General features: G+C 53.6%; 4 protein-coding genes. 1 reads left to right on the top strand and 3 read right to left on the bottom strand.

What is annotated here, in order from left to right:
* A partial coding sequence (locus ACIQ20_RS16555) for a hypothetical protein (protein ID WP_395782263.1) occupies positions 1–329 on the bottom strand: 329 nt, incomplete at its 3' end.
* Between the two features lie 229 nt (positions 330–558).
* Positions 559–963: a hypothetical protein gene (locus ACIQ20_RS16550; protein ID WP_395782261.1), complete on the bottom strand. Its 405-nt coding sequence runs from the start codon at positions 961–963 to the stop codon at positions 559–561.
* Between the two features lie 91 nt (positions 964–1054).
* Between ACIQ20_RS16550 and ACIQ20_RS16545 the strand changes: the two genes are divergently transcribed.
* Positions 1055–1477 carry a DUF1801 domain-containing protein gene (locus ACIQ20_RS16545; protein WP_346381412.1) on the top strand — a complete coding sequence of 141 codons (423 nt, stop codon included), beginning with the start codon at positions 1055–1057 and terminating at the stop codon, positions 1475–1477.
* Here the strand turns inward: ACIQ20_RS16545 and serS are convergent.
* The coding region (gene serS / locus ACIQ20_RS16540; protein ID WP_395782259.1) for a serine--tRNA ligase at positions 1465–2544 on the bottom strand (1080 nt) is incomplete at its 5' end. The genes ACIQ20_RS16545 and serS overlap by 13 nt on opposite strands.

Genomic DNA, 2544 nt, shown 5'->3' with positions numbered 1-2544 from the left:
ACTTGAAACAAAACCGTCCCAGCAGGCACAGACTTGGGATAGCTGCCACGACGCGAGATTGTGTCGACTTTCAATCGCGCTGTTTGGGTAACTTGGACATCGAAGCGGCCAATCACCTCGCCTGGCTTTAGCACCTCACCTACTTTGCTGGTGCTAATCATAGACGAATTGAACAGAAAATCCGTCACAGGCATTTGAAGAAGCTTTCCCTCTTGCGCGCGCTGATTTTCTGTTGCCTTTCGATCTGCGTACGAAGGACCCGTTATGGCTGCTGCTGCGCCGAGTGCCAGGGCAATGGCCAAGCCAAATGTCTTGCTGAAATGTGTCATCCAAAAAGCCTCTACTACAAAGCACCGCGGGTGCTGCTGCGTTTATCACGCAGGATCTGAGGGGATCACTAGGCTGCGGCGGCGCAACGCCAAAAGCTTTCGCCACCCCCGTGGCACCTTTCGGGATAAATAGGGATGCCTAGTCGGAATTACCAATTACAAAGAGGTAAGTTTCTGAAATTTAACGTCTAGGTAGCAACCTCAGTCGACCAAACAGAACAATCAGTATCTATAGCTTCATAACAGAGGTGATCGGCCATACGGCGATCGCAAGCCCGATAATCACTTCAATCGCGACGGATCGAACCACATGGCTGTGCTGGGTGTTGGAATCCATGCTGTAGGATAAATAGCGGCCCAAAGCCGTGAACAACCAGCCAGCTGCCAAAATGCTACAAGCCGCAATGCCAGCCTCTTTGTTCCAGAAAACCATGAAGGCCAAGGCGGACAAATGGAGGCCTAGAAACATCCCGCCGAATGTTGCTCGAAACTCTGCATAGCCCTCCGGCTGTCCATTTTCAGGCTGCAAACGAACAAGTTGTCCAGCCCAAGTCGGATCAAGCATGCCTTTAACGCCAAGCCCCACACCGAAAGCGAGTGTTCCAGCCGAGATATAAAAAACGAAATCAAACATGGGCATAGCCTCGAATCGAACAGGGTGATTTTTAGTCACCATTCTGTATACTTGTTAAGTGTAAAGTTTCTTCCAACAGAGGTGTATAAGGTTGGCCAAGGAAAACAAAACAAAGCCTGAAACCAAAAGCGTTGCGGCCTTTCTCGCCGAAGTAGAACCCGCAGGGCGAGCCGACGAGGGCAGAGTCTTAGCCGACCTGTTCACGCGGGCTTCGGGCCAAGAACCCGTGATGTGGGGACCCTCGATCATTGGCTTTGGCACGTATCACTATCGGTATGAGAGCGGACACGAAGGGGATTCCCCTCGCGTTGGATTCTCCCCGCGCAAAGCAAAGCTCGTTTGTTACCTAAAACTGGACTCCGTGGGCGCAGCTCCGCTGCTTGCCCGGCTCGGCAAGCATGGCACTGGGAAAGGCTGCCTCTACATCAACAAGCTAAGCGACATTGATCTCAGTGTCCTCGAGGAATTGGTAGCCGACAGCTATCAGGCGATGGCTGAAGCCTATCCCAAGTGAGTAAGTCCACCCATGTAAGGCACCAAAACGTCGGGCACGCGAATGGTGCCATCTTCTTGTTGATAGTTTTCAAGTACGGCCACTAACGTCCGGCCCACCGCCAAGCCTGACCCATTTAAAGTATGGACAAACCGCGTCGCCTTCTCGCCCTTCGCGCGCGTGCGGGACTCCATCCGACGCGCTTGGAAATCCCCGCAATTGGAGCAGGACGAGATCTCGCGATAGGCACCTGTGCCATCGTTCTGCCCCGGCAGCCATACTTCCAGATCATACGTACGTTGCGCGGAAAAACCCATGTCTCCCGTACATAACAGCATACGCCGATAGGGTAATTTCAGAGCCTCCAGAATGCCTTCTGCGCTGGCCGTCATCCGCTCATGCTCGGCCTCAGAGGTTTCTGGCGTGGTGATGGACACCAATTCCACTTTCCAGAATTGATGCTGGCGGATCATCCCACGTGTATCGCGGCCGGCACTGCCCGCTTCAGAGCGGAAACAAGGCGATAGCGCCGTCATGCGGATCGGCAAGCGTTCATCGTCGATGATTTGTTCGCGCACCAAATTGGTGAGCGAGACTTCTGACGTCGGAATCAAATAGCGGCCATCGGTCGTCTTGAACAAATCCTCTTCAAACTTGGGCAGTTGGCCTGTCCCAAACAAAGCATGGTCGCGCACTAGAACTGGAGCATTGGTTTCCTGATAGCCGTTCTTCTCAGTGTGTTGGTCCAGCATGAATTGGCCCAAGGCACGCTCGAGACGGGCCATTTGACCGCTCAGCACAACGAAGCGCGATCCAGAAATCCGGGCCGCACCTTCAAAATCCATCCCGCCCAAGGCTTCGCCAATCGCAACATGATCTTTCGGAACAAATGGGAATTGCGGCGGGGTGCCCCAATGCTTAAGCACCACATTACCGGTTTCATCGTCGCCTACTGGCACGCTAAGGTCTGGGAGATTTGGCAAAGCCTGAATAATCGCATCCAGCTCAGCTTGCGCCACAGCTTCAATTTGACTGGACTCTTCCATCACAGTCTTGGCTTCGGCCACTTCAGCCATCAGGCGAGCCGC

It is taken from the genome of Aquidulcibacter sp., from assembly GCF_044346625.1.
Lineage (GTDB): Bacteria > Pseudomonadota > Alphaproteobacteria > Caulobacterales > Aquidulcibacteraceae > Aquidulcibacter.
This window is presented reverse-complemented; position numbering and strand designations above follow the sequence as displayed.